Raw genomic sequence first — 25,695 nt, forward strand, 5'->3', positions numbered from 1 at the left:
CTGCTTGCGCTGTCGCTATTCTTTTCGTCTCGGTTTCACTATTCTGCCGTAATTATAGATGAGTCTGCCCTTATTTGTCAATGATTCGGAACCGTTCGTTCACGTGGCGCAGGCAGGTACGGATAATGATAAAACAAGGAATGGCAAGGAGCATGCCAACAATTCCTGCAAGCTCACCGCCGACCCCGACTGCTAGCATAATGTAGAGTGGATGAATCTCCGCGCTCTTGCCAACAACAAGCGGCTCAATGACACTTCCCTCAAGAAACTGAATCAAAATGATCATCAGTACGACGCCTGCCATCGAATAAAAGGACTTCGTTGCGGCGACAAGAACGGCCGGAGCAGCACCGATAAACGGTCCGAAATAGGGAATCAGATCCGTCGAACCGATAAACAATCCGAACACAATCGGATACGGAACCTTAAGAATCCACAATCCGATTGTCGCCATCACCGCCAAAATCGCACATACGGTCAGCTGTCCTCGTATATACTTGCCGATTGATTGATCCATTTCTCCGCATATTTCCGCGGTTTGCCGTCGCCATTTACGCGGTACAAGCAGCAGTGCATGCTTTTTGATCGATCCCGCGTCTTTTAAAATATAGAAAGAGAGAAACGGAATGATTAAAAGGGTGAAGAAAGACTGAACAACACCTGAACACCAATCCATAATCCGCTCTCCGGTATGCGTCAGACTGCTTCGTATTCGCGACAGAGCCTCATTCACCTGATCATGCACTGCTTCAGGCGTTGATCCATAAACATGATCCAGATTCGTTTGATACAACTTTTCGTAGTTTGAAATGTCATCATCAAGACCTCTGAGTTCATGCAGCAAAACCGGTCCGCCTTTGTAAATTGTTAAGCCAACCACTCCAAAAAAGATCGCATAAATGGCAAGGATTGCGACTGTTCGCGGAAGTCCCATCCGCTGAACACGGCCGACGAGCGGATGAAGCAAATAGGCAATAATTGCTGCAGCAAAGAACGGAACAGCTACATGCAGCAGAAAATGCGCCACCGTACCAATGAGCGGCAGCAGCCTGTAAAATAAATAACCATTCAAAAAAAGCAGCAACGCAATTGATAAGCCCTTCATCCACTGCAAAGCAGTCCATTTCCGCATCATGATCCCTCCAAGCCTAGCATTGCCCAATTAAAGACAAAACATGATGCTTTTTGGGAATCCCTAATGAACGGATCATCAGAATCCGTTTGCTTTCGCCTCAAGATCCGAAGACTGAAACAAGTCATCCAATCCGGTTAAACTACCATCTTCTTCCACCTGGCTCAGCGATAATTTTCCATCTTCAAGGGTCAATTCAATAAAGCAATCCCAGCAATAATATTGGTTGACGCCAATTTTTCCAATGTTCTTACTTGAACAATTCGGACATTTCATTTGTTTTCACCTCAAAATTCAGCGGAGCAACTGCTCTGCCAGTGCTACTCGCATCAATGCCCACTTTTCCAAAAAAGTATACCTAATGTGAAAAATGTGAAGCAGAAACGTTAAAGCTAATTTGAGAAAAGTGACAGCGAACTATGGAAAACTTAAAGCCAATGTATCAAAAATGAAAGTGAACTACGGAGGTTAAAGCTACTTTGAGGAAGTTAAAGCGAACTGTGGAAAACTTAAAGCCAATATACTAAAAGTTAATCATTTGGTCCTTCATTAAGTATCGAGCAAAATAAGCGGAAATTTTCCGCTTATTTGCACCGTGGAGCTAATTTCGCCGGTAAATAAGGGTAATTTCTCCGCTTATGCAAAGCAAAGCCCTCCATTTTCATGTTTTTCGATTCGATAAGGGTAATTTTTCCGTCTATCAAAGCTTTTTTTTCGTTCATTTTCTAAATAAGGGTAATTTCTCCGTCTATTTCTCAGATTAGGCGCTTACCTGATCGCGCCAAACCAAATCTTATGACCTTATCATCGTATTTGGAAAAAACACAGCCGATCAAAAATCCAATCGGCTGTGTTTCATATTTTTACGCACATGCATTTTCTTACTTTTCCACTTTTTCATCTTTAACCGTTTCCGGATCCTCTGCCGGATCCGGAATGAGATGAAGCCGTTCGCGTATTTTCTCCGCCAAGCTGGAATTGCGCCGGTCGACATCATTGCGGCTGACTGCTTGGTTAAACGCCTGTTCATCGCCGCACAAAACGAGTGAGTCCTTGCTTCGCGTCACAGCAGTATAAATCAGATTACGCTTCAACATCCGATGGTAGCCCTTGACGATCGGCAAAATCACGATTGGGAATTCACTGCCTTGCGCTTTATGAATCGAACAGCAATACGCCAGAGTTAGCTGATTCAAATCATGCTTCAGATATTTGACCTCGATTGAATCAAACGTCACGATGACGGTATCTTCCTTGTCCGTTGTTTCTTTTGCTTTAAAAATAGCAGAAATCTCGCCAATGTCACCATTAAAGACCTGTTCATCGGGATTATTCACCAGTTGAAGCACCTTATCATGGACGCGAAACAAGTGATCGCCATAGGTAAGTTCACGTTTCTGTTCATCCGCAGGATTGAAAAGTTCCTGAAGCGCCACGTTGATCCGCTCAATTCCTGCGTTGCCGCGATAAATCGGTGCGAGCACCTGGATGTCCTTCGGGTGATAGCCCTTCTTTTCAGCACCTGCCGAGACCTTGCAAATAAGATCGACAACCTGATTCTGGTGACACTTGAAGAATCGACGATCATTCTTTGGATCCGTGACATCGGAGAGTTTCCCCTCTTTTATCTCATGAGCAAGTTCAATAATTGATGAGCCTTTTGCCTGACGAAAAATATCGGTTAGACGGATCACCGGAATCGCCTCTGACTGGATCAAATCGCTCAGTACTTGACCGGGTCCGACCGACGGCAACTGGTCTTCGTCACCAACAATCACCATTTTCATTTCTTCCGGCAATGATTTCAACAGCTGATTAGCAAGCCAGATATCAACCATCGACATTTCATCTACAATAAGCAGCTTGCCCTCAATCGGATTATCCTCATCATGCGCGTAGCCCGCACCGCCGTTCCATCCAAGAAGGCGGTGAATGGTTACGGCAGGAAGACCGGTCGATTCCTTCATCCGCTTCGCCGCTCGCCCGGTCGGAGCCACCAGCAGAATCGGATACGGATGATCTTCATCATAATCCTTTGGGTCAAGCGAATAGCTGTTCAGCTCTGCGTAAACCTCAACAATACCTCGAATGACCGTCGTCTTTCCGGTACCCGGCCCGCCTGTCAAAATCATGATCGAGGATTTGATTGCTTCACGAATGGCGACCTGCTGACTCTCCGCATACTGCATCGTCAGCTTGTCCTCCACTTTTCCAAGCGCCTCGAGAAACTCGCTCTCCGAGTATTCATCATCAGCCTCTTGTTCAATCAGCTTCTGAATGCCCGTGACAATCCCCTTTTCCGCAAAAAACAACTGTGGTAAATAGAGATGGTCACCGTCACGCACCAATTTTCCATCCTCTTCAAGCGTATCCAGCTCCCGAGTCAAGTCATCCTCGCTGATCTCTTCTGTTGAAGTCAATAATTTATGTACCTCAGCAATCGTTTCTTCCTCAGGCATGAACACATGACCATCGTTCATTGCCCGCTCATTCAACCAATACAAATATGCGGCCTGAATACGATCAGGGTGATTACCCGATATGCCAAGCCCGGCGGCAAGCTCGTCGGCACGCTGAAAACCAATGCCCTCAATATCTTGAATCAGCTGATACGGATTGTCCTGAATTACTTCTAAACTTTCATTACCGTATGCCTGATAGATTTTCATTGCCAGCTGCGACCCGAAACCCAGATCCGACAGACCGATCAATATTTTTTCCAAGCCTTCATTCTTCAATAAAGTATCTGTAATCATCGTACTTTTCTCTTCATCAAGCTTCGGTACACGACTGAGGCAAGAAGGATCATTAAGAATCTCGGAAATGGCATTTTCCCCGAGCTCGCCGACAATCGCTTCCGCAGTCTTCTTGCCAATGCCGGGGAATAGATCACCAGAGAGGTAGCTGATCACACCCGACTTGGATTTAGGCAGCAGTTTGCGGTAATTTTCTACTTCGTACTGCTGCCCGTAGCGAGGATGCGTTTTCAGCTTTCCAGCAAATTGATAGGTTTCATAGAGGTGGACGGCGGGAAAGAAACCAACCATCGTAATCTCTTTTTCATTGATGGGCTCATTCGTTTCATCAATTTTGACAATCATCACTGTGTAGCCGTTCTCACTGTTTTGGAAAACAATCCGAACTGGTTCGCCTTTAACTGAGGTCTCGTGATCTGGAAAGAGATCCATCGTGCTTTGTTCCATCGTTCCCGTCGTCCTTTCTCTCCATTTTTACCGTTTCTTGTCTAGGTTTTTCAACGCGTTTGAAGCAAGAATATGCTGAGGATTCAGCTCCAGCGCCCGTTCGAATGATTGGCGCGCGCTTTCTGTCTGATCTCTGAACGCCGCAATCACACCAAGATTATAATAAGCATCCGCATGTGACGAATTAGCGTCAACGACGGTTAAAAATTGTTTTTCAGCATGATCCAAATCGCCTAGCTTCGCCAACGTAAGCGCGTATTGAAAACGAGCCTCAACATCGGCGCCGTTCAATTCAACAGCACGCTGAAAAGCAGCGAGCGCCTGACCACTATGCCCTAATTCAAGCGCAGAACGTCCGATCATATAGAAAAGATCACTGTCATTAATTCCTGCTTGCTGCGCATCCGAAAAGCAAGTCATCGCTTCCTGATAGTTTCCAAGTTCAAACAAGGCATTTCCACAGCCAAAGGCGGCAGGCCCATTAGATGCGTCCAAAGACAATGCTTTTTTAAAAAAGTTGATTGCGCGTCCGCTGTCACCCATCGCAATCAACAAGTTGCCGAAATTCGTATACCCTGTCGGATCATCCGGATGTGCAGAGATTGCCTCATCAAGTGCCTTTGCTGCTTGTTCATATTTTCTTGCAGCAATTAAGTGCTGCACCTGTTCCATTGTATCTGCCATATCATTCACCACCATAATAAGAGGAAAAAGACTCGGGCTTCAAAGCGAAGCCGAGTCCGTAAAATCAAGTGCTGTATCTGTTCCTTGGTTCAAAATCGTTGCAATCGTTCCTCCACCGAGACATTCGTCAAAGTCATAAAGAACAACGGACTGCCCCGGTGTTACGGCCCACTCAAGCTCGTCAAAAACAACTTCGATCCGACCGTCGTCAAGCACATGTACTGTGACCGGACGATCCTTTTGACGATAACGGAACTTGGCCGTGCAGTGGAATACACGCTCCTCGGGACTGCCTGAGATCCAATTCACATGGTCGGCAATCAAGCCCTGCGAGTAAAGGGCAGGATGATCAGCACCCGGTGCCACATACAGGATATTTTTTTTCAAATCCTTGCCGCACACAAACCACGGTCCGCCCGGCCCGCCAATGCCGAGTCCTTGACGCTGACCGTTGGTATAGTACATTAATCCGTCATGGTAACCTTTTAACTCACCGTCAATTGTTCGAATCTCACCGCGGTTAGCAGGAAGATAATTGCTTAAGAACTGCTTGAAATTCCGTTCACCAATAAAACAGATGCCCGTGCTGTCCTTTTTCTCGGCCGTTGCCAAATGGTGCTCACGCGCAATTTCGCGGACTTCCGGCTTTTCCAGATCGCCAAGTGGGAACATTACCTTTGAAATCTGTTCCTGAGACAGTTGATTCAGAAAATAAGTCTGATCCTTATTCTGATCCTGAGCACGAATCATCGCTGTTTTTCCGTCGCGTTCTTCAACGCGCGCATAGTGCCCGGTCGCCACATAATCCGCTCCGAGTGCCATGGCATGATCAAGGAATGCTTTGAATTTGATCTCTTTATTACACATAACATCCGGATTCGGCGTGCGACCTAATTTATATTCATCCAGGAAGTACGTAAACACGCGATCCCAGTACTGTTTTTCAAAATTCACCGCATAATACGGAATGCCGATTTGATTGGAGACACGAACAACATCCTCGTAATCTTCGGTAGCCGTGCAGACTCCGTTTTCATCGGTATCGTCCCAATTTTTCATAAATATGCCAACCACATCATAGCCCTGCTGCTTCAGCAGCAATGCGGCAACGGTTGAATCCACGCCTCCGGACATACCGACAACCACTCTGGTCTGACTGGGGGATTTCTTCGTCACTTTAATTCACTCGCCTTTCCTAGGCTTACGAGATCGCGGACTGATGCCGCGATAATCTTCCCCGCTTCCCGAAGCCTCTCTTCCTGCATGCCTTCACCGAAACTAATACGGATTGAGCTTCCCGTCTCCGGAGCATCTTTTCCAAACATCGCCGTCAACACATGCGACGGTTCAACAGAGCCTGCCGTACAAGCAGATCCGCTTGACACGGCGACACCGGCTAAATCAAGTTTCGTCAATAACGTCTCCACACGTGTGCCTGGAAAATAGAGGTTTAAGACTTGGGGCAGAAAATGTTCCGAATTGCCGTTGACTTTATAATCGACTTGTTCCGCGTCAAGTGTCTCAAGAATGATCTGACGAGCGCGCAGACTCTCCTGAATTCGCTCATGGAGATGTTCGCCAACTTTTTCAACCGCACGTGCAAGGCCGGCGATTGCCGGCACATTTTCCGTACCTGCCCGGCGCTTGCGCTCCTGATCGCCGCCATGCGTGTAGGCTTGAAGCGAAAGCCCGTCGCGTACATAAATGAAGCCGATTCCTTTGGGGCCGCCGATCTTGTGGCCCGCCATTGAGAGCAGATCAATCGGTGTATCCTTGACATCCATATCAGCGGTGCCGAACGCCTGCACGACATCAGTATGAAAATAAGCCTGATGATTGGCTAAGAGATGGGCGATTTCCCGTATCGGCTGAATCGTTCCCACTTCATTATTGCCGAACATGATGGTCACAAGAATCGTGTCGTCTCTTAACTTACTTTTCAAATCGTCAAAGGAAATCCTTCCCGTTCGGTCGACATCCAAATAGTCGACCTCAAATCCCTGACTTTCCAAATAAGCGCATGTTTTGAGTACGCCGTGATGTTCAATTTTCGTTGTAATGATATGTTTTCCTTTATGACTATTGGCAAGCGCCGTACCGAGAATAGCAATATTATCGCCTTCGGTACCGCCGCTTGTAAACACAATTTCTCGACTGCGCGCGCCAATGTACTTCGCAATCTCATGACGGGAATCGTCAACGATCTTGCGCGCCTGTCTTCCGAACGAGTGGATGCTCGACGGATTGCCCACTACATTTTGGTATGTGTCCACCATGATCTGCAAAACTTCCGGATCAATAGGCGTCGTCGCGGCATGATCAAGATAAATCGGATCCACCCTAAACACTCCTTTTAATATCCTGAAACCAAGTTCAGGTCGGATTAATTCAGTTGTACCCATTAATCCTTTAAATATAGAACATATCCGGGTCTTGGACCTGCGGATCAGAATCATAATGAATCAAATCGTCCAGTGTTGTCCCTTGAAGGACATCGCGGACCGCATCACGGATCTTCACCCAAAGCTCACGCTTTGCTGGATCGTCATCATCCATGACTTCGACCGGCTGAATCGGTCCCTCCAAGACGCGGATCACATCTGCCGCCGTGATTTCACTCGGTGTCTTCGACAGAACATAGCCGCCATACGCGCCGCGAATACTGCTGACCAGTCCGGCATTGCGAAGCGGGGCAATCAGCTGTTCCAAATAGTGTTCCGACAGATCGTGTTCATTAGCGATCGCTTTTAAGGAGAGCGGGCCGCGACCTTTATTTTTCGCAAGCGCCATCATAATCGTTAGACCATAGCGGCCTTTCGTTGAGATTTTCATAACGTTCACACCTCTTCATTCATCCTAAAACAACTGAGTATTCTAGTACATTTATAGTCAATCATTTGTTCCCACGATTTCAAAAAACAAAGTCTGCCTGTCCGTGCCTGCCTCTGCATGCTATATCGCATTTTGGTGAATGGCTCCATACGAACATAGGCACCGATCTATGGTAAACTAAGTTCAGACCTTCAATCATTATAGACGAAAATGATTGACGTTGCACGTAATCGAGAACGATTCATGCAAATACTTATAAACGAGAGGATGATCGGGATGGATCTTTTTGATTTTCCAACCGATGACCAATCCAATTTAAACGGAAGACCGCTTGCCGACCGCATGCGTCCGCAGACATTAGATGAGTTTGTCGGGCAAGAACAGATTGTCGGCAAAGGACGATTGCTCCGTCGTGCCATTCAGGCGGACAAGCTGACACCGATGATTTTCTTTGGCCCTCCGGGAACAGGAAAAACGACGCTTGCTCACATCATTGCCCGTACTACATCGGCGTATTATGAACAACTGAACGCCGTGACTTCCGGTGTCGGCGATTTGCGGAAAATAATCGCTGCCGCCGAAGAGCGACTTAAATTTGATCAGCAAAGAACCATACTTTTTATTGATGAAATCCATCGTTTTAATAAAGGACAACAGGATGCGCTCCTGCCTTCTGTTGAAAAAGGAACCATCATCTTGATCGGCGCAACAACTGAGAGTCCGATGTTTGAGATCAACGCCGCGCTTTTATCACGGTCGCGGCTATTTCGATTCGAACCTTTGTCTGATGATGCGATTCGAACAATTATCAAGAATGCTTTACAAGATAAGCAGCGCGGGTACGGCGAAGTGAACATAAAGCTTGATGCTGACGCACTTGATCATCTCGTCCGCGTTGCAAGTGGTGACAGCCGCACGGCCCTGCATGCTTTGGAGCTCGCCGCACTGACAACCGATCCTGATAAGAGCGGTGTCATTCACATCGACCGCGGCGTCGCTGAGGAATCCATTCAGGAAAAAGTGCTGCAGTATGACAAGAACGGCGACAACCATTATGACACGGTCTCTGCATTCATCAAAAGCATGCGCGGCTCCGATCCGAACGCTACCCTTTACTGGCTGGCGAAAATGATCGCTGCAGGTGAAGATCCGAAATTCATTGCTCGGCGTATTTTCATTCATGCGGCCGAAGACGTCGGCCTCGCTGATCCCAATGCTATTCTTGTCGCCAATGCTGCGGTTACCGCCGTAACTTTCATTGGCTTGCCGGAAGCGCGCATTCCGCTCGCCGAAGCGGCACTCTACGTTGCTACCGCGCCGAAAAGCAACGCTGCGGTCGTCGGTATCGACCAAGCACTCAATACGGTTAAAAACGAGAAAACCGGCGAAGTACCAATTCATCTGCGTGACGCCCATTATAAAGGAGCCGCCAAGCTCGGTCACGGGAAAGACTATCTCTATCCCCATGACTTTGAAGGCGGCTATGTCACGCAGAATTATCTGCCCGAGTCACTGCGCGATAAAGTCTTCTATCATCCGTCACCGCGAGGCTACGAGCGGACCGTACAGAAACGGCTCGACTACTTCGCCGAGCGAGATCAAGAGAAACAGTGAGCAACTTCAGTCAATTGGTATCTTTACCATAAAATGGCGATCGTGTATAAAAGTCTCGCAAGTTGTCAATCCTTTTTACAAATCAACAAGAATGCAAGAAGGAGCATATACCATGACAAAAGTGAGACAAGATGCATGGTCGCACGAAGACGATCTTCTGCTCGCAGAAACCGTCCTGCGCCATATCAGAGAAGGAAGTACACAGCTTGATGCCTTTGAAGAGGTGGGCGACCGGCTGAATCGGACAGGAGCGGCGTGTGGATTCCGCTGGAACGCGATTGTCCGTAGAAAATATGAACAGGCAATTGAAATCGCCAAGAAACAGCGCAAGCAGAAGAAACGTGCCGAGCAGCACGGACGGATCATACGTCCCGTGGCTGCTACCGCATTCCCTGTGATGGAAACTGCTTCACTCCCGGATCCTTCCGAACTCACCTATGCGACGCAGCCTGCACAGCCCGAGCAAAACGTTACAGTAGAAGCTCCCGCCGCAAAGCAGACATTCAGCATGACCGATGTCATCCACTACTTGCAGAGTATGCAAAAAGGCAGTGCAACCAGCGACCGGCTTGACCAAGAGAACACACATCTCAAGGAAGAAAACAGCAAGCTGCAGACACGCGTGAAAGAGCTTGAACAAGAAGTCGTCACACTCACCAAGAGGCAGCAAAGCGTTGAAGATGACTACCAAGCCCTCATCGGCATCATGGACCGCGCGCGCCGCATGGTCGCTTTCCAAGATCAAACCGACAGCTCCGCACCCGCCTTCAAGATGGACGAGAACGGAAACCTGGAGAAGATTGCGAAATAAACATCAAAAAAGTGAAAAGAAAATACATATGCCCCCGAGGAAAGATGGCTCGGGGGTATATTTTACATTCAATATATGAGAGTGGAAGTCCAGATCTACTCATTGATAATTCGTTTTCGTGTCAACGATTGTTATTGGTAATTGTCCGCTATTGCCGCTACTTCCTCCAGAGTTACTACCATTATCTCCGCCTGGTTTCTGAGGGCCTATATTGATAACACCGCTGTTATTTGTCAATAAATTAGCTTTATTGTTAACAACTAGTCCCTGTTTGTAATCAAGTGTATGTGGATCTAAACTTACATTAACAGTGTCTTGTTTAACGTCAGCAGTTCCTTTTACATAAACAGTGTGCCCATATTGTGAAGCGGGCTTGTTGCTTGAGTTAGAAAATGTTAAATCCCCTGCAGCGAAGAAGTATCCAGTAAAATCCGTCCGACCTGCACTGTTAATCGTAACATTACCTTTAGAGTAGGCGTTACCAATTAATGTGAGACTGTCATTCACCATTAATTGACCACCGACATAAAGTTTACCTGCTACGCTAGTTATTGCACCGCTGTTCAAAGTCATTGAATTATTCGAATAAACATTTCCTCCAAATGTTGTATTTTTATTAATCATTAACTCGTTGCCTGTATAAAAGTCCCCACCAATATTTGTTGTTACAGCTCCCGAATTTATTGTCATTTTTCCTGTTGAATAAACATTTCCATGCATATTTGTTTGATAACTAAGTGAAATTTCTCCACCTGAGTAGACATCCGATTGAAAATCTGTGTTTGCACTAGAATTTACAATTATAGATCCAACTGAATAAACCTTTTGATGAACGGTGGTAGTTTTACTTAGGTTTATCGAACCGCCAGTATAAAGAGTTCCGAAAATCTCAGTGGTACCATTTGAATTGACTGTTAACGAACTATTCGTAAATAAAGATCCATGGATCGTTGTTTTTGCGTTAAATGTAACACCATTTTTTGAATAAACATCTCCAGTTATATTTGTTTCTGCATTTGTATCATTCACTGTAAATGATTGGTTAACATTTAAACTCCCACCTATGGTTGCTCTCGCATTCAGATTAAAGTTCTGACCAACATAAACGTCCCCAGTTATATTGGCATTTGCATTAGTACTATTAATTTGAAAATCGTTTTTTACATATACATTACCATTAACAGTTAAAGGCGCATCAAGATTTAGTTTCCCTTGAACATATAAATCACCATTAATTACAGTGTTTTTCTTAATGTTCATATCCCCGTTTACCGACACACTTTGATCAAAAGTCACACCACTCGAGTCGTCAACATCTATATTGTGGTTAAACAAAACACTTACCGTATAATGTGAGCCACTTTTTATCGAGGAAGTTTCATTACTCGTCTGGTAAGCATTACTAGGATTTGCATTATTAACAGCCCAGCTTTGAGGAGAACTAGGTATCCTAGAAGGTACATTGGGCACTTGATTTGGCATCTGTGCTACCGTATCTGTATACCCCGTATTTGAAAGAAATAAGTCTTCTATTTGACTTAACTTGCTATCAAAATCTTTGATTGTCGTCTTATATTTCCATCCAACACATTTTTGATCAGTGTAGGGTGAAATGTAAATATTAAACTTAGACCCGTAATCTGGATTAGTTATTTGCTGATAATCACTGCTTCCCATAATTAGTGCTCCATCCATATACGGCAAAGACAATCCCATATAAGGTTGTGTATGATCAGAGTCCCCTGTATTTCCACTGCTAACTACTTGATATTTAAACGTCTTGGTCTGCGTGATCGTCTGAGTATCTCCACCAGAGCTCCCTTGACTGGTTATGGTGACGGTAATTTTATTATCTGTTGGATCACCGACTTCTCCGTGTGTTACTGTATAGCTTGGGTTTCCTTGCATTGAATTCAATGACGAATCTGAACTTGAATTAAGCGGCTCAGGTAATACATCGTCATTCAATTTTTGTTTGAAATTAGACTCTGTAACTCCAGAAACACTTGCAATCTTCGTGCCAAGTTCTTTATTGTAGGCCTTCAACCCCATCTCAGCGACGTTCAACGCTTGAGTTTGTGTTGTCTCTTTGCTGAATTGCTTCGTATGGTTAAAGGATACCGACATCACAGTTAGACCAAGCACAGAGAAAACAGTGATCACGAGCAGAACGATGATAAGCGCATAGCCTTGTTCCTTTGTTTTCAAAAATGATTTGTTTCGAATCATTGGCTGCTGCTCCCTTCATCCCATGGGTAATTTAATGTTGTGTTAAGATGAAAAGTTGGCCCATCGCTACTCGCTCCTGAAGGTGTCCGTACCGCAATATCATAATCAACCTCGAGGTTTGATCCGTTTTTTACCGGTTCAGAAGTCGTATCTCCGGATCCGTTTTTGCTATAAAACAAATCCGGATCAGAAATCACTTCATGCTGTGAAGTATCGCTATCATAAGTAAGTTCAACTTTTCCATCGCTAAGCGCAATCGAAAAAGGCTTATCTGTTTGATCATAAAACGCGCGTGTGATCCGTGCCTGTACGAGATGTGCGTCCGCCTGGAGATCATTTTGTGTCATTGTATTCTGAGCTGATTTTTCTCCGGAAAGCCAGATGCTGAAAATTAATGTAAAACAAATCGTTGCGATAACGATCACCGCAAGCATCTCAACCAGCGTCACACCTCTCGAATTATGTATCATCTTCCTGTACCTCTCAATTGCCGGATGTCGTATAATAGTTGTAAAGTTCTACATATTTCGTATTGTTGTAGTAGGTTCTGACAACAATTGGCTGGTTTCCACTGTCTTCATTCAGAACATAGATATAAGTTTCATACGTCGCGTTACCGACGGTACTGCTTGAACTATGAATTGTATATTTTGTATTGCTTGGAACAGCTGTCGGCGATGATTGTGAAGATCCCGGATCTGCCGGAAGACTGTTGCCATCCAATACATCTGATAATTTTTTCTGCGCCAATTGCAAGGCGGTCAGCTTGCTTCCGTTGCTGGTGGTCACCTGCTGGCTCTGGATAAAGACATAAGCAAAGGATAGAATGACAATACTCAGTAAAGTGATTGCCGCGATGACTTCAATCAATGTCATGCCGTCTTGTTTTCGGTTCATCAGTCGCAGTCCTTTCGCATCTATCTATGTATCTATTCTAATTGGTTTTCTGATAGAATGAAAGTGTCGTTTTTTGATGAAATTGATCATATCAGGAGGAAGTCATATGCAGCGCACACATCGAAGATTAGGCGACTTGCTCGTTGATTCAGGAATGATTACTCAAGAACAGCTTGCTACAACCCTTGAACAGAAAGAATCATCGCAAAAACTGGGCAATGCTCTGATTGAGCGCGGCTATATTTCCGAGCAGCAATTAATCGATGCCCTTTCCATTCAATTGAGCATCCCACAGGTGCATTTGGCAAATATTGTGATCGATCACCAGACCGTAAATCTCGTTGACCAATCCTTTTCGAGACAAAATGAATTAATTTGCTATAAAAAAGTGGACAACACGCTCTACGTTGCGATGTCAAACCCGCTTAACTTTTACGCGATCGATGATCTGCAGATGATGACCGGCTTTCAGGTAAAAGTTGCGCTCGCACTGCCGAGTGAGATTACGAGTACAATCAACCGCCTCTATAATGAAGAAGATTCCGTCAATGAAATTCTGACATCAATGAACGATCGTCCTATTGATGAAGGTGATCTTTCAACGACGGAAGACACACCTATTTTAAAAATTATTAATAAATGTTTGCTAAGTGCCGTCGAAGAACGTGCCAGCGACATTCATATTGATCCTCATGAATTCAGTGTCGTCGTCCGCTTCCGTATCGATGGAGAACTGCACACATATCGGACTTTTCCAAGAGAGATTCTAAGCGTCCTGGTCACACGTATTAAAGTGATGAGTCAGCTCGATATTACTGAAAAGAGGCTGCCGCAAGATGGTCGTGTAAAGGTGACGATTGGAAAAGATCGGCTTGATCTTCGTGTGTCGACACTACCGACCTTATTTGGTGAACGGATCGTACTTCGGCTCTTAAATACAAAAGATTTGTTGCTGAAGATTCCTAATGTCGGCTTTACCGAATCGCAGCAGAAATCCTTTACAAAAATGATCACCAAACCAACCGGACTTATGCTAATCACCGGGCCAACCGGTTCAGGTAAAACATCGACATTGTATGCGGCCCTAAATTATCTGAATAACGAAACGCAGAACATCATTACCATTGAAGATCCGGTTGAATACCAGATTGAAGGAATCAACCAGATTCAGACCAACGCTCCGGTCGGCCTGACCTTTGCTGCCGGACTGCGCGCAATTTTGCGTCAGGATCCGAACGTAATCATGGTCGGTGAAATTCGCGACTCGGAAACAGCGGAAATTGCGATCCGCGCGTCACTTACAGGGCACCTTGTTTTGAGCACTTTGCACACAAATGACGTGCCGACAACGATTTACCGTTTGATTGATATGGGCGTCGACCCATTTCTTGTTGCCGCATCGCTCACCGGAGTCGTTGCCCAGCGTTTGGTGCGTCGTGTCTGCCGTGACTGTGCACACAGCTTCAAACCAACTGCTATTGAGCAGGCGATGTTTGAAAAGGCCGGACTTAAGTGTCCATCGATGCTGTCTAAGGGGATCGGCTGCAAATCCTGTCACCAAACCGGCTATCTCGGCCGAACGGCGGTTCATGAAATTCTGGAACTGTCGGAAGAAACAGCTGAAATGCTGATTACGCACCACTCGTTCAAAGACATTCAAAACCTTGTCAAAGACTCCGGCGGTGTATCTATGCTTGAAAATGGTCTAGCAAAGGTTTCTGCAGGCATCACCAATGTTGATGAACTGCTTAAGATTATCAGTTAACAATTTCTAGTAGAAGAGGTATTGGATTATGATCGATTTTCTAAAGGAATGTCTTTCCATCGCCTGCACGCGCGGTGCCTCAGATTTGCATATTTCCGTCGGCATTCCACCGACCATTCGCTTGAATGGTGAATTAATGGCACTTGATAAGCCCAATGTCAAACCAGCTGATACGGAAGAAATGGTGCGTGCCATCCTGTCCGAACCGCAAATGGACAAGCTTGAGGAACACGGTGAGCTCGACTTTTCGTTCAGCATTCCGAGATTGTCTCGCTTCAGAGTCAATGCGTTCAGACAGCGTTCTTGCTACAGTCTTGCATTTCGTGTGATCCCGCAGACAGTGCCGAATCTAGCATCTTTGCAGCTTCCTGAAGTGCTGACCTCGCTGTGCCAACGTCCGCATGGTTTGTTCTTGGTCACCGGACCAACCGGAAGTGGAAAATCAACAACGCTTGCCGCACTTGTCGATGATATGAACCGCACCATGCGGCGGCACATCATCACATTGGAAGATCCGATTGAGTATTTACACCGACATGATCGCTGCATCATTCAACAACGGGAAATTGGTAATGACACCCATTCGTTTGCGCTCGGGCTACGCTCCGCATTGCGTGAAGATCCGGACGTTATTCTGGTCGGTGAAATGCGTGATCTCGAAACCATTCGTACAGCATTGACAGCGGCAGAAACCGGTCATCTAGTACTCGCGACCCTGCATACAAATGATGCGGTGTCGACAATCGACCGAATCATTGACGTCTTCCCTGCAGAACAGCAAGGACAGATTCGCATTCAGCTCGCTGCTGAACTTGTTTCAGTCGTTTCGCAACGTCTTTTCCCAACTCCGGATCACTCTGGACGGCGTGTCGCGACCGAAGTGATGATCAACAATAAAGCCATCAGTCACCTGATTCGTGAAAAGAAAATCTATCAGATTCCGAGTGTGATTCAGGTCAATCGTGCCCAGGGTATGCAAACAATGGCATCGTGCGTTCAAGATATGCTGACACGACGAGAAATCGCCAGTGAATCTGTGGAAACATTTCTATTAAGGGGGTGAGCACATGCCGCTGTTTGATTATGTCGGTTCGAATTCGCAAGGCAAACCAAAAAAAGGTCGGATCACCGCATCGACAAGGCAGGAAGCTCTGCTAGAAATTGCCAAACAAGGCCTGGTAATCCGTTCCATTCATGAACACAATGACTCCATTTGGTACAAAGAGCTGTCGGTTGGCCAACGCGTTAAACTGCAGGACAAAGTTGTGTTCCTGAGACAATTTGCGACGATTATCAAAGCCGGTGTCACCGTTTCTGACGCTCTTGATATTCTGACCGATCAGGAAGAGAAGAACAAATACTTCAAACAAGTCATCATGGAAATGGCAACTAACTTGCGTGAAGGCCAGACGCTTTCTCAAGCGTTTGAAAATCAATCGAAAATTTTCAGCCCGATGATCATCCATATGATTCGTGCCGGCGAAGGCAGCGGCCGCCTCGAAGAAAGTTTAGATCACCTCGCCACCTACTATGAACGTCAGCACAAATCACGGCAAAAAATGTCAACGGCAATGGTTTACCCTGCCTTTGTTTTTATCATGTCCATTGGTGTCGTTCTCTTTCTCTTAACATCGATTATACCAATGTTTCGTTCGATGTTCGCCAGTCTGCATACTGAGCTTCCGCTGATCACACGCGTCATATTGACAATAAGCGACTGGCTCCGCTCCTACTGGTATGTGCTGTTCGTTTTAGTCATCGGATTGGTGATATTTGTCATAGCTACATTTAAAAATAAATCTAGTAAATTAAGACTAGATTATGCTATAATCAAACTGCCTTTAATAGGTACTATAGTCTATAAAAATGAGCTTTCGAGGTTGTTGTGGATGCTGGCACTGCTGCTTTCCAGTTCTGTTCCAGTCATCGATGCATTACACTCAATCGAGAAGATCACGTCGAATCTTGCCATTCGGCAGGCGATACATAATGTCGCTCAGGCACTCGATTTTGGTCGGCCCTTGTCGGAAGCCTTTCAACAGGAGAAAATATTTCCATCCATGGTCTTCCATATGACCGCCATCGGCGAAAAAACCGGTATGCTTGATCAAATGCTGAACAGCGTCGCCAAGTATTATGAAGACGATGTGGAACAGATGACCGAACGTATGAAAGTGCTCATCGAACCTCTTGTTATCCTGTTCCTTGCCGTTGTCGTTGGTTTCATTGTCCTTGCGATTATTATTCCTATGTTCCAAATTTATCAAAACGTTTAATCCAGACTGGGGGAAAAGAAATGTTAAAGAAAATCATGCAAAAAGCAAATGCAAAAAAGAAAGACCAGAAAGGCTTCACCTTGATCGAACTCTTGGCCGTTATCGTTATCTTGGCTATTTTGGCTGCAATCGCGATTCCGAGTGTAATTTCGATTATTAATACCCAATCGAATAAAGGTTTAGCTCAGAATGGTGTAAACGTAATTCACGTTGTGAAATTATATGTAGCAGATAATAATATTGACACAACCGACGGCAAATTCACAATATCTACTGACGATTCTGCACTACAACCTTACATTGATAAAGCTGGAAATGTTAATGGAGACTTTACTGTTACCGTTAGCACCGCTGGTGTATACACCGTAGCACCAAAGAGTGGCTCATCAAGTGCAAAATTGCCTGGAGGAAATAGTAGTGCGACCGAAGCCCAATTAATTAATTATGCTAAAAATGGTAAATATCCTTCTGGAAGTTGACCAAAATGGTTTTACTTAGTGTTTTGTATATCTTTGTCCTAGGTCTCGTCCTAGGTTCTTTCTACAACGTCGTCGGTTTGCGTGTTCCTGCAAACCAGTCAATTATTACGCCGCCTTCGCACTGTCCGTCGTGCGGGCGGCGTTTGACTATCCTGGATATGGTTCCTGTGTTTTCCTACATCTTTTTAGGTGGGAAATGTAGGACTTGCCATAGCAAGATTTCGCCGATCTATCCGATCATCGAGGCAGCGACAGGCTTTTTATTCCTGTTCAGCTTTCTGCGGGCGACTTCGATTGAAGAAATGCTTTGCGGCTGGTTGCTTGTCTCTTTGCTGATGATCGTGCTCGTATCTGATCTGGAATACATGCTAATTCCTGATAAAATTTTGATGTTTTTTCTGCCGTTGTTTGCGGCATTTCGCATCCTTTACCACACAGATCCATGGTGGGACGCGCTAGCAGGAATGGCTGCCGGATTCGCCCTGCTCGCGTTGATTACTTTGATCAGTCGTGGCGGAATTGGCGGTGGCGACGTGAAGCTCTTTGCAGTCATGGGGCTGCTCGTCGGAATGAAGCTTGTGATTCTCGGCTTCTTTCTTTCAACCTTTTTTGGTGCGATGATCGGAATCGGCGGCATGCTGCTCGGTTTCATTAAACGTCGCCAGCCTGTGCCCTTTGTCCCCTTTATCGTTTTAGGTATGCTGACAAGTTTCTTCTTTGGTGATCAGTTGATCGCCTTTTATCTGAATCTAATCTTCTAACATTAGGAATGATGTCTGTGTTTGAAAAATGGTTGCAAATTTTCCAATCTCACTCCAGCGTCGGTTTGACGGTCACGGATTACTCCATCCGGATGGTCGTTTTTCACGGCTCAACGGATGACCCCTCTCGTCTCGATTATTGGGAAGAGTGGCTTCAGCCTGGCGTTGTTGAAAACGGCCGTGTGAAAGATGAACAAGCGTTCGCAGACCAACTTAAAGATATAGTTCATGCGTTGAAAGCAAAGGGAAAGAAAACGTATTTCGCGATTCCTTCCTCTCAGCTCATTCTGAGACAACTTGATTTTCCGGGAATTAAGTCGGATTCCGAGTTGCAGAATTACTTTTTTATCGAAATCGGCAACAAGATTCAGCTTCCCTTTGAACAGGCGGTTTTTGACTTTCATGTTATCAGCCGAGCTGCAACCGGAACAAAGGTTCTGCTCATTGCGGCTCCTGAGGCTGTGGTTCTGCAGTATCGCAAACTGCAATCAAGTGCCGGATTGAATCCGGTAAATGCCGAATTCAGCGCACTCGGAACCGATCGCTGGACGCAGCACTACTATCCGCAAATCGCAGAGAAACAACGGATGTATGTACAGCTTGAAAAAGAAGCCCTTTACGTGTCGATCTTCCAAGAGGACATCCCGATGTTTGTCCGCCAAGTAAGCCTGAAAGGTCCGGACAATCAGTCGATCGACGATGCATTCTTTCTTAATGCGGCAACCGAAATCGAGCGGATGCTGAATTTCTATCAATACAGCGTCCGTAAAGGTGAAGACGAGGTCACGTTCATTTATCTTCTTGGTGAAAGCGAGCGTACGAACAAGCTGCAGACCGTATTATCAGGAATGGTGTCTCAAGAGGTGAAGTCCCTTCATTTCGACCGTGAAAAATTCAATTATCCGGAAAACATGGATGCTGCGTGCATCCCTGCGATTGGTCTTGCCATGAAGGAGGGCATGAAATGATCGATATTAACCTTCTTCCTTATGAGCATAAAGCTTCTAAGAAGATGATCTGGTTTGTGATCATTTTTGCAGCGCTCTCTCTCGCCGGACTAATCACATTAGGTGTGTACAGTTGGCAACTCAATAACGAGCTTCAGACTGTACAGAAACAGGAATCCGCATGGAAAGCTCAAGCTGATAAAAAAGTTAATCTTAAAAAAACCGAAGTAAGTACCAAGCCGACTCCTGCAGATGCGGTCAATGAAATTCGCTTGAGCAGACTTGCTGTTTTTCCAACTTGGACCTTAATGAAGAACCAGCTTCCTGAAAACGGCAGCGTCATCACCAATATTGACTATGATTCAACCGGAAAAATGACGGTTACCGGTGAATTCACCCAGTTCGCCAATATTCAGCCGTTTATTGAGAAGCTCAGGAAGCAAAACTACTTCTCAAATGTTGTAACAACCAAAATCAATCAATTGGATCCAACAAGCGGTGCCTATCAGCTCACGTTTACCATGCAGACCGATGCAAGTCTTTCAATTAATCAGAAAAAGGATCAATGACTATGAATAAAACAACTTTCATCAGCATCCTATCGGTTCTCATTGTCCTATCCGGCTTTACCTTCTTTTATTTCTTGAAAATAATGCCTGCTCAGGACAAAATCAGCTACGCGAAAACCAACATCCAGATGTACCAGGTGACGGTTGCAGCCAATCAAAAGAAGCTTGCCGAGCAGAAAAAAGCGTTAGCAGATAAAAAAAAGCAAGTGGAGAAGGAGGAAAAGCTTGGTCAAAAAGTCGATAACTCCATTCTGCCGAAGAATCCGGATGTAGAACCCTTCTTTACGACTGCGCAAAAAATGGCCGCTTCTATGGGGGTTACCTTTATATCTGTTGAGAAAAGCAATGATGGTACCGAGAACAGTTCTTCTGACAGCTCCTCTTCTTCAGATCAATCAAGCAGCTCAGACAGCAGCAGTAGCAGCGCCGCTACGACTAAGGATAGCAAAAGCAGTGTAGCGAAGGAATCCAATAATAAAATTGATCCGGATGAACTATTAAAGTCGAATACATACCAAGTGAGCTTGCAATCTTCAGTGAGCGATGAGCAACTTTACGACTTTGTCAACTATTTGGAGACACAGAAGCGATTAGTAGTTATCAATAAGGTGACCTTCAGCCGTATCAACACTGACAGCAGCTCAAGTGACACTTCGTCTTCAACTGACAGCCAAACAACGGTTCAGGCGAGCACTGATGGTTCAGATGATCAAACAAGCAGTGCTGATGCAAGTAGTCAGACGGATGCTGCATCATCCCAGTCTGACAGCAGCAGTTCAAGTTCTCCAAGCTTTCAGATGGAGCTGACGATCACCATCTACTCTGCAAAGAAATAAGCTCAATACTTACCCAATTTAATTCAGAAAGACGGCTAAATACTCGTATTTAGCCGTCTTATTATTTATTGACATCCAATTACAGCTAAGCAGATTACTGCATCATTAAGACGTACTGCACAACAAAGGAAGATTCGGTTCAACTTTTCGAGCGTTCAGTCTAATTTTTCACAGGTTCGGTCTGACTTTCCATCGGTTCGGCCTAACCTCTACTTTTCGGTCTAATTCTCCCTGGATTCGGTCTAACTTCTTCTCTTCAATTCAGCTTTCTTAATATTATTAGTGTTTTTTCAATTGATACGATGTTGCGCCTCTTTCGTCAACTGCGCTATAAATCATCTCTCATTAGATACGGGTAACCCGTTTTAATTATTTGAAACTGCAAAAAAGCCAAAACCTGGACATTGCTGCCCATGGTTCCAGCTTATTTTTTCGCAAATAAAAAAAATCCCAAACGTGCCGTTGCAAAGCCGCAGTTTTGAAACCCGCACTTATAGGCAGGTGGGTGCCCTGTTCCACAGTTTGCGAGTCCCTAACTAGGGCATGCGCTCCGAGTGAAAACATCGGACTCCCGATCAAAATATGTTCGGTCAAAACATAACGACATAAGACTAACACTTCAGGATCTTTTCTTAACTTGTGTAATCATTATAGCATATCTGTAAGCGCTTATCAAGGCAAATTAGCCTGGATCGTGTTGGCAGCTTATTTAAGAATTGCCGCAACATCAAGATGCAGCTCACTCAATTGCGCCTGGCTGACTTCGCTTGGTGCTTTAGTCAGCACGTCGCTTGCGCTCGCCGTTTTAGGGAACGCGATGGTATCGCGCAGACTTGTACGGCCGGCGAGCAGCATAACAATACGGTCGATGCCGAGCGCCATGCCGCCATGTGGCGGAACGCCGTATTCGAAGGCATCGAGCAAGAAGCCGAATTGCTTTCTCGCGCGTTCCTCAGTGAAGCCGAGCAGCTTAAACATACGTTCCTGCATCTCAGGGTCGCTGATACGCTGCGAACCGCTGCCGAGTTCGAATCCGTTCAAGACCATATCGAAGGACTGGGCACGTACGCTGCCCGGATCACTGTCAATGCGGTCAAGATCCTCAATGACTGGCATTGTAAACGGATGGTGTTCTGCTACATAACGATGCTCTTCTTCGCTGTATGCAAGCAGCGGGAAGTGTGTGACCCACAGGAAGTTGAATGCCGATTCGTCAATCAAGCCGAGCGTCTTGCCGAGATGCAGACGCAATGCTCCAAGGCTGTCGGCAACAATTTTTTTCTTGTCAGCAACGAACAACAGCAAGTCCCCTGGTTCTGCATTCGTGCGTTCGATGATTCGTGCGTTTAATGCTTCGTCAAAGAATTTCGCAATTGGACCTTTCATACCGCCTTCTTCTACCTTCAGCCAAGCAAGGCCTTTGGCGCCATATGGCGAAACGATACCGCGCAGATCCTCATCGACTTGCTTGCGTGAGAACTGGGAAGCTACACCTTTTGCGTTAATTGCTTTGACCAGGCCGCCTTTTTCCTGAACTTCCTTGAATACCTTCAGCGTGCTGTCGGCAGCAATGTCGGTCAGATCGATCAGCTTCATATCGAAGCGTGTATCCGGCTTGTCGCTGCCGTATTGATCGATGGCTTCTGCATAGGTCAGGCGTTTGAATGGCTGCGGAATATCAATGCCTTTAACATCTTTCATCACGCGGACAAGCATTTCTTCGACCATATTTTGGAACGTTTCGACTTCAAAGAACGACATTTCCATGTCAACCTGAGTAAATTCAGGCTGGCGGTCGGCGCGCAAATCCTCATCGCGGAAGCAACGGGCAATTTGGTAGTATTTTTCAATACCTGAAGCCATCAGCAGCTGTTTGAACAGCTGAGGCGATTGCGGAAGCGCGTAGAATTCGCCCGGATGGACACGGCTTGGTACAAGGTAGTCGCGTGCGCCTTCCGGAGTGCTCTTGGTCAGGATTGGTGTTTCCATATCCATAAATTCCTTTTTATCAAGAAAATCACGCAAAGTATGTGTAATTTTATTACGCATTTTAAACGTTTCCAGCATTTCCGGACGTCTGAGATCTAAGTAGCGGTATTTCAGGCGAATATCTTCGGAAGCTTCAATGTTGTCTTCGATTGGAAAAGGCGGCGTCTTTGATTTGTTCAGCAGCGTGATTTCACTGATCATAACTTCGATCGTTCCGGTCTTGATTTTTTCATTGACCGCTTCAGGATCACGCTTAACAACTTCACCTGTGACGGTGACGCAATATTCGCTGCGCAGCTTATCCCCCTTTTTCCAGGCTTCTTGGTCCACTTGAGGATTGAACACAATTTGGACAAAGCCGGATCTGTCACGCAGATCGATAAAAATGACGCCGCCTAAGTCCCTTCGTTTTTGCACCCATCCGGCCAGTGTGACCGTTTTTCCAGCAGATGCTTCGGTTAATTCACCGCAATTTGCGTTGCGATACATGGTATGACCTCCATCACTATGAATCAGATTTTTTCCTTTAGATAATCAGTTAAAGCGGCGAATGCGACTTCATCCTGAGATCCGTCGGCCATATTCTTGACGACGGCCTTTTGCGCATCCAGCTCTTCATCGCCGATAACGACAACAAATTTTGCTTTGTCGCGGTCCGCCTGTTTGAATTGGCCTTTGACCTTGCGCTCCATATAGTCTTTGTCGGCCTGCAAACCTGCCTGACGCAGCTGATTCAGTAGAACCGGCGACTTTTGTTCGGCTTTCTCGCCAATAGCGACGACGAAACAGTCAAGCGACGGATCGGAGTCAAGCGACACACCTTCGACCTCGAGTGCCAGTAATAGTCGTTCGATACTCAGTGCAAAACCGATTCCCGGTGTTTCCGGACCACCAAGCTCACTGACGAGCCCATTATAACGACCGCCGCCCATGAGCGTCGTAATGGCACCCTGACTCGCACCCATGATCTCGAACGTCGTATGGTTGTAATAATCAAGACCACGGACAAGTGTCGGATCCAGTTCATACTCAATACCCATCTCATCAAGAATCGTCTTGACCTTGGAAAAATAATCACGAGAAGCATCATTCAAATAATCAATGATCGATGGTGCAGTCGCCATCAGCGGATGATTGTGATCCGCTTTACAGTCAAGAATACGCAGCGGATTCTTCTCTAAGCGTTTCTGGCAATCCTCGCAAAACTCGCCGATTGACGGCTTAAAGTGAGCAATCAGTGCTTCATGGTGGGCGGCACGGCTTTCCGGATCGCCTAAACTATTCAGAACAAGCTTCAAATTCTTCAATCCGAGCTTCCGGTAAAAAGTCAGAGCAAGTGCAATGATTTCAGCATCAATTGACGGATCCGCTGATCCAAGCGCTTCACAGCCAAACTGAGTAAATTGACGGTTGCGCCCCGCCTGCGGACGTTCGTAGCGGAACATTGGCCCGATATAATACAATTTTTGCGGCTGGCTCGGCATTCCAAACAGTTTGTGTTCGACATAAGCGCGCACAAATGATGCCGTTCCCTCCGGCCTTAACGTTAAATCACGATCACCGCGATCCTTAAAGCTGTACATTTCTTTCTGCACAATGTCGGTTGTATCGCCAACGCCGCGCTGGAAAAGATCTGTAGACTCAAAGATCGGGGTTCTCATTTCCCTATAATTGAATAATGCGCAGACATCTCGTGCAACAGCTTCGATTTTCTGCCACTTAAAAGCGTCTTCCGGCAGAACATCGTATGTTCCGCGGGGAATTTTAATCGTCACAAGAGTTCCTCCTTCAACAGTTATCGCGATCGCTGCAACAATCATCGCAGGATCCGTTTCATCCTTAATTTCTCTCTTCACACATTAACATTAAATGATTGCTGATAAAATAAAAGCCCTTGTCCATCGGTAAGCCGACAGACAAGGGACGAATGAGCTTCGTGGTGCCACCCTCATTTGAAGCATAAACATGCTTCCTCTGAATACCGGTTAACGCCCGGGTTACGGTTCTTCCTACTGATCGCATAAATTACCGACGTTCAGAAAAGCGCCTCAGGAGTGTCTGTTTTCGGAAATATCTGCCGGCATCTTCCAGCCCGTGAATGCCTTCTCTTATTGGCTGATTTATCCCGAAACCTCTCCATCACTGGCTTTGTTCGTTCTTCTATACTACGTATCTTCACAAAAAATGTCAAGGTTTAGCGAAAACTTTTGCAAACCGCTTTGATTAGTGGTTTTTACTTTCGACAATCAGCGTCACCGGACCGTCGTTCACGAGCGAAACCGCCATGTCCGCACCGAAAACGCCTGTTTCAACATGAAGTCCATGTGCTCTCAGCTTATCATTAAACGCTTCATAAAGAGGCTCAGCAATCTCCGGACGGGCCGCTTCGATGAAACTCGGACGTCTGCCTTTCGACACGTCACCGTAGAGCGTGAACTGAGATACAGACAGAACAGCCCCCTCAGCATCCATAATCGACCGATTCATTTTGCCCCCGTCATCCTCAAAGATACGCAAAGCGGACAGTTTATCGGCGACGTACTGAAGATCATCTTCTGTATCACCGGTTTTAATGCCTACTAAGAGGAGCAGACCGGCGTCTATTTGACCTACCGTTTTCCCGTCGATGTCGACCTTAGCGCGTTTGACCCGCTGCAAAACAACTCTCATT

23 protein-coding genes and 1 other RNA gene are annotated in these 25,695 nt (G+C 45.8%); 10 read left to right on the forward strand and 14 right to left on the reverse strand.

Annotated features, from left to right (window positions below):
- Positions 1-70: 70 nt before the first annotated feature.
- The 7 genes from AC1MBV_RS12000 to cymR all read right to left on the reverse strand — a co-directional run bounded on the left by AC1MBV_RS12000 (position 71) and on the right by cymR (position 7,851).
- The gene (locus tag AC1MBV_RS12000; protein WP_255745495.1) at positions 71-1,132 is read right to left on the reverse strand and encodes an AI-2E family transporter; all 1,062 of its coding nucleotides are present in this window, start codon (positions 1,130-1,132) and stop codon (positions 71-73) included.
- Between the two features lie 78 nt (positions 1,133-1,210).
- Positions 1,211-1,408 (reverse strand): hypothetical protein, encoded by a 198-nt coding sequence (locus AC1MBV_RS12005; protein WP_255745496.1) that lies wholly within the window; start codon positions 1,406-1,408, stop codon positions 1,211-1,213.
- A gap of 605 nt (positions 1,409-2,013) precedes the next feature.
- Positions 2,014-4,335 (reverse strand): SF1B family DNA helicase RecD2, encoded by a 2,322-nt coding sequence (gene recD2 / locus AC1MBV_RS12010; RefSeq protein WP_255745499.1) that lies wholly within the window; start codon positions 4,333-4,335, stop codon positions 2,014-2,016.
- Between the two features lie 27 nt (positions 4,336-4,362).
- Positions 4,363-5,019: a tetratricopeptide repeat protein gene (locus AC1MBV_RS12015; protein WP_480948366.1), complete on the reverse strand. Its 657-nt coding sequence runs from the start codon at positions 5,017-5,019 to the stop codon at positions 4,363-4,365.
- A gap of 39 nt (positions 5,020-5,058) precedes the next feature.
- Positions 5,059-6,195: a tRNA 2-thiouridine(34) synthase MnmA gene (gene mnmA, locus AC1MBV_RS12020; protein ID WP_255745502.1), complete on the reverse strand. Its 1,137-nt coding sequence runs from the start codon at positions 6,193-6,195 to the stop codon at positions 5,059-5,061.
- Positions 6,192-7,358: a cysteine desulfurase family protein gene (locus AC1MBV_RS12025; protein WP_480948367.1), complete on the reverse strand. Its 1,167-nt coding sequence runs from the start codon at positions 7,356-7,358 to the stop codon at positions 6,192-6,194. Before AC1MBV_RS12025 ends, mnmA begins: the two co-directional genes overlap by 4 nt.
- Positions 7,359-7,428: 70 nt before the next feature.
- Positions 7,429-7,851: a cysteine metabolism transcriptional regulator CymR gene (cymR, locus tag AC1MBV_RS12030; RefSeq protein WP_255745505.1), complete on the reverse strand. Its 423-nt coding sequence runs from the start codon at positions 7,849-7,851 to the stop codon at positions 7,429-7,431.
- A gap of 276 nt (positions 7,852-8,127) precedes the next feature.
- On the opposite strand from cymR, the gene AC1MBV_RS12035 reads away from it, so the two are divergent.
- On the forward strand, positions 8,128-9,465 hold the full coding sequence (locus AC1MBV_RS12035; RefSeq protein ID WP_480948368.1) for a replication-associated recombination protein A: 1,338 nt from the start codon (positions 8,128-8,130) through the stop codon (positions 9,463-9,465).
- A gap of 112 nt (positions 9,466-9,577) precedes the next feature.
- Positions 9,578-10,276 (forward strand): RsfA family transcriptional regulator, encoded by a 699-nt coding sequence (locus tag AC1MBV_RS12040; RefSeq protein ID WP_480948369.1) that lies wholly within the window; start codon positions 9,578-9,580, stop codon positions 10,274-10,276.
- Between the two features lie 99 nt (positions 10,277-10,375).
- Here the strand turns inward: AC1MBV_RS12040 and AC1MBV_RS12045 are convergent, their stop codons facing one another.
- The 3 genes from AC1MBV_RS12045 to AC1MBV_RS12055 are packed head-to-tail and all read right to left on the reverse strand — an operon-like array spanning position 10,376 to position 13,402.
- Complete coding sequence (locus AC1MBV_RS12045) at positions 10,376-12,505, reverse strand: hypothetical protein (RefSeq protein WP_480948370.1); 2,130 nt, start codon at positions 12,503-12,505, stop codon at positions 10,376-10,378.
- Positions 12,502-12,975, reverse strand: a complete 474-nt coding sequence (locus AC1MBV_RS12050; protein ID WP_480948371.1) for a type II secretion system protein — start codon at positions 12,973-12,975, stop codon at positions 12,502-12,504. Before AC1MBV_RS12050 ends, AC1MBV_RS12045 begins: the two co-directional genes overlap by 4 nt.
- 13 nt (positions 12,976-12,988) lie before the next feature.
- Positions 12,989-13,402, reverse strand: a complete 414-nt coding sequence (locus tag AC1MBV_RS12055; RefSeq protein ID WP_480948372.1) for a type IV pilus modification PilV family protein — start codon at positions 13,400-13,402, stop codon at positions 12,989-12,991.
- Positions 13,403-13,508: 106 nt separating this feature from the next.
- Here AC1MBV_RS12055 and AC1MBV_RS12060 point away from each other — a divergent pair, with 106 nt between their 5' ends.
- The 8 genes from AC1MBV_RS12060 to AC1MBV_RS12095 are packed head-to-tail and all read left to right on the forward strand — an operon-like array spanning position 13,509 to position 21,035.
- Positions 13,509-15,167 carry a GspE/PulE family protein gene (locus AC1MBV_RS12060; RefSeq protein ID WP_480948373.1) on the forward strand — a complete coding sequence of 553 codons (1,659 nt, stop codon included), beginning with the start codon at positions 13,509-13,511 and terminating at the stop codon, positions 15,165-15,167.
- A 28-nt stretch (positions 15,168-15,195) separates the two neighbouring features.
- Positions 15,196-16,230: a type IV pilus twitching motility protein PilT gene (locus AC1MBV_RS12065; protein ID WP_480948374.1), complete on the forward strand. Its 1,035-nt coding sequence runs from the start codon at positions 15,196-15,198 to the stop codon at positions 16,228-16,230.
- 4 nt (positions 16,231-16,234) lie between these two features.
- The gene (locus tag AC1MBV_RS12070; protein WP_480948375.1) at positions 16,235-17,443 is read left to right on the forward strand and encodes a type II secretion system F family protein; all 1,209 of its coding nucleotides are present in this window, start codon (positions 16,235-16,237) and stop codon (positions 17,441-17,443) included.
- 20 nt (positions 17,444-17,463) lie between these two features.
- Complete coding sequence (locus AC1MBV_RS12075; RefSeq protein WP_480948376.1) at positions 17,464-17,922, forward strand: prepilin-type N-terminal cleavage/methylation domain-containing protein; 459 nt, start codon at positions 17,464-17,466, stop codon at positions 17,920-17,922.
- Between the two features lie 5 nt (positions 17,923-17,927).
- Positions 17,928-18,683 (forward strand): prepilin peptidase, encoded by a 756-nt coding sequence (locus AC1MBV_RS12080; RefSeq protein WP_480948377.1) that lies wholly within the window; start codon positions 17,928-17,930, stop codon positions 18,681-18,683.
- Positions 18,684-18,700: 17 nt separating this feature from the next.
- Positions 18,701-19,651, forward strand: coding sequence for a type IV pilus biogenesis protein PilM (pilM, locus tag AC1MBV_RS12085; RefSeq protein WP_480948378.1), 951 nt, complete (start codon positions 18,701-18,703; stop codon positions 19,649-19,651).
- Entirely contained in the window at positions 19,648-20,199 is a 552-nt protein-coding gene (locus AC1MBV_RS12090; RefSeq protein WP_480948379.1) for a PilN domain-containing protein, read from the forward strand. Before pilM ends, AC1MBV_RS12090 begins: the two co-directional genes overlap by 4 nt.
- Positions 20,200-20,201: 2 nt before the next feature.
- Complete coding sequence (locus AC1MBV_RS12095) at positions 20,202-21,035, forward strand: hypothetical protein (protein ID WP_480948380.1); 834 nt, start codon at positions 20,202-20,204, stop codon at positions 21,033-21,035.
- A 443-nt stretch (positions 21,036-21,478) separates the two neighbouring features.
- Here AC1MBV_RS12095 and ssrS read toward each other — a convergent pair.
- The 4 genes from ssrS to dtd all read right to left on the reverse strand — a co-directional run bounded on the left by ssrS (position 21,479) and on the right by dtd (position 25,694).
- Positions 21,479-21,664: non-coding RNA, 6S RNA (ssrS, locus tag AC1MBV_RS12100), on the reverse strand.
- 76 nt (positions 21,665-21,740) lie between these two features.
- Complete coding sequence (aspS, locus tag AC1MBV_RS12105) at positions 21,741-23,513, reverse strand: aspartate--tRNA ligase (protein WP_480948381.1); 1,773 nt, start codon at positions 23,511-23,513, stop codon at positions 21,741-21,743.
- A gap of 23 nt (positions 23,514-23,536) precedes the next feature.
- On the reverse strand, positions 23,537-24,799 hold the full coding sequence (gene hisS, locus AC1MBV_RS12110) for a histidine--tRNA ligase (RefSeq protein ID WP_480948382.1): 1,263 nt from the start codon (positions 24,797-24,799) through the stop codon (positions 23,537-23,539).
- Positions 24,800-25,247: 448 nt separating this feature from the next.
- Positions 25,248-25,694, reverse strand: coding sequence for a D-aminoacyl-tRNA deacylase (gene dtd / locus AC1MBV_RS12115; protein ID WP_480948383.1), 447 nt, complete (start codon positions 25,692-25,694; stop codon positions 25,248-25,250).
- Position 25,695: the final 1 nt, after the last annotated feature.

Source organism: Sporolactobacillus sp. PKPK-6 (genome assembly GCF_056678885.1).

Bases quoted from the DNA above. Each gene is read 5' to 3' on its own strand.
- AC1MBV_RS12000 (WP_255745495.1), bottom strand. From the start codon at position 1,132: ATGCGGAAATGGACTGCTTTGCAGTGGATGAAGGGCTTATCAATTGCG.
- AC1MBV_RS12005 (WP_255745496.1), bottom strand. From the start codon at position 1,408: ATGAAATGTCCGAATTGTTCAAGTAAGAACATTGGAAAAATTGGCGTC.
- recD2 (WP_255745499.1), bottom strand. From the start codon at position 4,335: ATGGAACAAAGCACGATGGATCTCTTTCCAGATCACGAGACCTCAGTT.
- AC1MBV_RS12015 (WP_480948366.1), bottom strand. From the start codon at position 5,019: ATGGCAGATACAATGGAACAGGTGCAGCACTTAATTGCTGCAAGAAAA.
- cymR (WP_255745505.1), bottom strand. From the start codon at position 7,851: ATGAAAATCTCAACGAAAGGCCGCTATGGTCTAACGATTATGATGGCG.
- AC1MBV_RS12035 (WP_480948368.1), top strand. From the start codon at position 8,128: ATGGATCTTTTTGATTTTCCAACCGATGACCAATCCAATTTAAACGGA.
- AC1MBV_RS12040 (WP_480948369.1), top strand. From the start codon at position 9,578: ATGACAAAAGTGAGACAAGATGCATGGTCGCACGAAGACGATCTTCTG.
- AC1MBV_RS12045 (WP_480948370.1), bottom strand. From the start codon at position 12,505: ATGATTCGAAACAAATCATTTTTGAAAACAAAGGAACAAGGCTATGCG.
- AC1MBV_RS12050 (WP_480948371.1), bottom strand. From the start codon at position 12,975: ATGATACATAATTCGAGAGGTGTGACGCTGGTTGAGATGCTTGCGGTG.
- AC1MBV_RS12055 (WP_480948372.1), bottom strand. From the start codon at position 13,402: ATGAACCGAAAACAAGACGGCATGACATTGATTGAAGTCATCGCGGCA.
- AC1MBV_RS12060 (WP_480948373.1), top strand. From the start codon at position 13,509: ATGCAGCGCACACATCGAAGATTAGGCGACTTGCTCGTTGATTCAGGA.
- AC1MBV_RS12065 (WP_480948374.1), top strand. From the start codon at position 15,196: ATGATCGATTTTCTAAAGGAATGTCTTTCCATCGCCTGCACGCGCGGT.
- AC1MBV_RS12070 (WP_480948375.1), top strand. From the start codon at position 16,235: ATGCCGCTGTTTGATTATGTCGGTTCGAATTCGCAAGGCAAACCAAAA.
- AC1MBV_RS12075 (WP_480948376.1), top strand. From the start codon at position 17,464: ATGTTAAAGAAAATCATGCAAAAAGCAAATGCAAAAAAGAAAGACCAG.
- AC1MBV_RS12080 (WP_480948377.1), top strand. From the start codon at position 17,928: ATGGTTTTACTTAGTGTTTTGTATATCTTTGTCCTAGGTCTCGTCCTA.
- AC1MBV_RS12090 (WP_480948379.1), top strand. From the start codon at position 19,648: ATGATCGATATTAACCTTCTTCCTTATGAGCATAAAGCTTCTAAGAAG.
- AC1MBV_RS12095 (WP_480948380.1), top strand. From the start codon at position 20,202: ATGAATAAAACAACTTTCATCAGCATCCTATCGGTTCTCATTGTCCTA.
- aspS (WP_480948381.1), bottom strand. From the start codon at position 23,513: ATGTATCGCAACGCAAATTGCGGTGAATTAACCGAAGCATCTGCTGGA.
- dtd (WP_480948383.1), bottom strand. From the start codon at position 25,694: ATGAGAGTTGTTTTGCAGCGGGTCAAACGCGCTAAGGTCGACATCGAC.